The following is a 3,626-nucleotide window of genomic DNA, read 5'->3' on the forward strand; positions in this document are numbered from 1 at the left end:
GGGCCCTCGCGGCAGTGGGCCCTTCGCGGTGCCCGCCACGCCGCGGCCCTCTATATCCGGCTCCGCTGCTGCTGTCGTCTCACCTCGGGGGCGCCTCGACCTCGTTGTCGCCCTTCGTGCTGGTCGTTCCGTGGCCGTGCAGCAGTTTCATCAGGGTGCCTTGCGGGTTTTGAGGCCGCACTACTTGGATGGGTCTGGGCAGGTTTGTTATGTCGTGGTCAATCCGGGCGGGGCGTATTTGGGGGCGGATCTCTATGTTGTGGATGTGGAGGTCGAGGCTGGGGCTTCGCTGCTTTTGACGACGCAGTCTGCCACGAAGATCTATCGGACTCCGGGATCGTTTGCTGAGCAGCGGATGAACATCCGGCTGGGGGAGGGGGCGGAACTGGAGTTGGCGCCCGACCAGCTCATCGCCTACCGGGAGGCCAGCTATCGGCAGGATACGCACATCAGTGTGCATCCGACGTCGAGCCTCATCATGGCGGAAGTCATCACTCCGGGCTGGTCCCCGGACGGCGCTTCCTTCAAGTACCGGGAACTCCGGCTCCGGAACGAGATCCAGGTGGAGGGCGACGACGGCGCCTTGCTGCTTGCGCTCGACAACCTCCTGATCCGGCCACCCCTGGGGGATGTGACCGGAATGGGCTTCATGGAGGGGTACAGCCACCTGGGTTCGCTCGTTGTGGTGGATCCGCGGGTTGACCAGGCGCTCGCCGATGAACTGCACCGGCTGACGGCGGGGTACGAGGCGTACTCGGGCTTGTCGTTGAGCCGAACCCTTGCAGGCACGACGGGCCTGGTCCTGCGGTCCCTCTCGAACAGCACCGAGGAACTGAATCGATTGCTCGGTGCCTGTACAGCTTCTGCGCGGACGCTGGTACGGCAGGGCCCCGCTGAACCTCAGGAAGTACTGATGACGTCACTCGCGGAACTCGCCTCGATGTACCGGTGGCGTGAGCATCTCCCGATGAAGTCCCGCCTCGCGTTCATGTTCGGCTCCGTCGTCCTCCTGCACCTTGCCGCCGTCGTACTCCTGTTGGTGGGTGGCGCCAGTGGCGGGCAGCCGCTGGCGCTGGGTCTCGTGCTGACGGCTTATGTGGCCGGTATCAAACACAGCTACGACTGGGACCACATCGCGGCGATCGACAATTCCACACGGAAATTCGTGGCACAGCGCAAGGACCCCGTGAGTGTCGGCTTTGCCTTCAGCCTGGGCCATAGCTCCGTGGTAATCCTGGCCGGTGTGATGGTGGTTGGGGGCGCCAGCCTTGTGGGCCAGCTCATGGAGGACGGCACCACCGGACACCTCGTGCTGGGGCTGATCGGCAGCGGCGTGTCCGGGATGTTCCTGCTGGCCATGGGTATCTTCAACGGGTCGGCGTTCCTCCGTACGATTCAGCTGTACCGCGCCGCCCAGGCCGGCGGCGCGATCGCCGTCGACGACCTCGAAACCAAAGGGTTCATCGCGCGGCTCTTGGCCAAGCCGCTATCCAAGGTCCAGCGTCCGCGGAACATCTACGTGATCGGGTTCTTGTTCGGGCTTGGATTCGACACCGCCACCACCATCGGGCTGCTGGTGCTCACGACGGCGGCGTCGCTCGCGGGCGTGTCTGTTCTTGCCCTCCTGGCGCTGCCGCTGGCCTTCACCGCGGCAATGACCCTCTGCGATTCCATCAACGGCGTGGCCATGATGCGGATGTACAAATCCGCCATCCACGATCCCCAGCGCAAGCTTGGATTCAACGCCATTATCACCGGTATCTCGGCCTTTTCGGCGCTCTTCATCTCGGTCATCACACTGGGCGGTTTCCTCAATGCGGCCTTTGGACTGAGCGATCCGGTCACCACGTGGCTGGGCGAAATAGACCTCGGTGACGCCGGGCTGGTGCTGATTGGGCTGTTCGCCGTCGTGTGGGTGGTTGCGGCCCTGCGGTTCCGGGCGGCGCGGCGCCGCTAGCCGGGCTGGAGCCACTCCAGAAGGCGATCCAACGGCCACGTCGTGATGATGCGATCGGCGGGTACCCCGTTGGCTTCCGCCCGCTCCGCACCGTACTGGAGGAAGTCGAGCTGGCCGGGGGCATGTGCGTCACTGTCGATGCTGAAGAGGCAGCCGGCGTCGAGGGCAATTTGAATCAATTCGTCCGGCGGGTCCTGGCGTTCGGGCCGCGAATTGATCTCGACGGCGACCCTGTGTTCCGCGCACGAGGCGAACACCTCTTCGGCGTCGAACTCCGATGGGGGTCGCGTTCCTCGCGATCCCTTCACCAAGCGGCCGGTGCAGTGCCCGAGGACGTTCGTGTGCGGGTTTTCGATGGCAGTGAGCATCCGCCGGGTCATGAGCCGTTTGTCCGACCTGAGCTTCGAGTGGACACTGGCCACTACAACGTCCAGTTGGCTCAGCAGTTCCGCGGACTGGTCCAGCTCTCCGTCTTCAAGGATGTCCACTTCGATGCCGGCCAATAGCCGAAAGCCCGACTCTTGCCCGCACCGTTCGTTGATTCCATCCACAACGGTGAGCTGCTCCATCAAGCGCTCGGGGCTGAGCCCGTTGGCGATAGTGAGGTTGGGGGAGTGATCGGTCAATGCTATATATTCCCGGCCGAGTATACGAGCCGCGTCGGCCATAACCTCAATCGGCGAGCCGCCGTCCGACCAGTTGCTGTGGCTATGCAGATCGCCCCGGAGCTCGGCGTTCAGCTCGTGTCCACCGTTGACCAAAGGTTCGGCGCCGCGACGGCGGAGGTTCTCAAGGTAGTCGGGAACAGCGCCGCCCAGGGCCTGGCTGATCACCTCGAAGGTCCGGCTGCCGATTCCCTTGGTCCGCTTGAGGCGGCCATCCTTGAGCCGGGCAGTCAGTTCCTCGTGGCTCAGTCCGGCGATGACTCCCGCAGCCCGGCGGAAGGCCTGGACCTTGAAGCTGTCCGCGAGTTCCCGTTCCAGCCAGAAGGCGGTTTCATTGAGCGCGTCGATGGCGTCCATGGCTCAATCATGTACCACGCCGCGCCCATACGTATGTGAGCGAGGGTTCGGATTTTGGTGGTTGTTTGTGAGCGAGGGTTCGGGACTTCCGACGCTCGCTCGGATATGTAGGGTCTACGACTGACGCTCGCTCACGTATGCGGGTGTTTCGACCGACGCCCGCTCACGTATGCGGGTGTTTCGACCGACGCCGCTCACGTATGCGGGTGTTTCGACCGACGCTCGCTCAGATCATGTGAGCGAGGGTTTCGGGTTGGGGGCGTCATGCTGCCGGAATAAGTGGGACGGCCATCACCGCCCTGCAATAATCGGAACCAGTTGCCTCGCTTGAGTTGCACGCGGGGCGGTATGCACCTTCGGACGAATCACATCGCAGACGAGGCGGACATGACCAACACTCCCATCCAGCAGGCCACCGACACCACGGCGATTCCACCCGCTACCAACCCCGCCATTGACGAGGACCTGCTCCACCGGCTCGCGGATGCTCACGGCGTCGGGACGTCGTTCCATGGCTGGGATGGGCTGCAGCACGACGTTTCGCCCACCACGTTGATCCAGGTGCTTGGTGCCCTGGGGGTCGCCGCCCATTCCGACGAGCAGATCGAAGCGGCCCTTGCGGACGCGGAAGTGGCGCCGTGGCGGCG

At 64.1% G+C, this 3,626-nt stretch carries 2 protein-coding genes and 2 pseudogenes; 3 read left to right on the forward strand and 1 reads right to left on the reverse strand.

What is annotated here, in order from left to right; all coding sequences use genetic code 11:
- Positions 1-28 precede the first annotated feature (28 nt).
- Both AHiyo1_RS09165 and AHiyo1_RS09170 read left to right on the forward strand, forming a co-directional pair.
- A pseudogene (locus AHiyo1_RS09165) lies at positions 29-914 on the forward strand (urease accessory protein UreD).
- Positions 914-1,957 carry a HoxN/HupN/NixA family nickel/cobalt transporter gene (locus AHiyo1_RS09170; RefSeq protein ID WP_059388361.1) on the forward strand — a complete coding sequence of 348 codons (1,044 nt, stop codon included), beginning with the start codon at positions 914-916 and terminating at the stop codon, positions 1,955-1,957. Before AHiyo1_RS09165 ends, AHiyo1_RS09170 begins: the two are co-directional and overlap by 1 nt.
- Here the strand turns inward: AHiyo1_RS09170 and AHiyo1_RS09175 are convergent.
- Positions 1,954-2,979 (reverse strand): PHP domain-containing protein, encoded by a 1,026-nt coding sequence (locus AHiyo1_RS09175; protein WP_059388360.1) that lies wholly within the window; start codon positions 2,977-2,979, stop codon positions 1,954-1,956. The genes AHiyo1_RS09170 and AHiyo1_RS09175 overlap by 4 nt on opposite strands.
- A gap of 387 nt (positions 2,980-3,366) precedes the next feature.
- On the opposite strand from AHiyo1_RS09175, the pseudogene AHiyo1_RS24640 reads away from it, so the two are divergent.
- Positions 3,367-3,626, forward strand: a pseudogene (locus AHiyo1_RS24640) (4-alpha-glucanotransferase); the annotation flags it as partial.

Origin of the sequence: Arthrobacter sp. Hiyo1, from assembly GCF_001263615.2 — a bacterium.
In the GTDB taxonomy this organism is placed as follows: Bacteria; Actinomycetota; Actinomycetes; order Actinomycetales; family Micrococcaceae; genus Arthrobacter.

Bases quoted from the DNA above. Each gene is read 5' to 3' on its own strand.
- AHiyo1_RS09170 (WP_059388361.1), top strand. From the start codon at position 914: ATGACGTCACTCGCGGAACTCGCCTCGATGTACCGGTGGCGTGAGCAT.
- AHiyo1_RS09175 (WP_059388360.1), bottom strand. From the start codon at position 2,979: ATGGACGCCATCGACGCGCTCAATGAAACCGCCTTCTGGCTGGAACGG.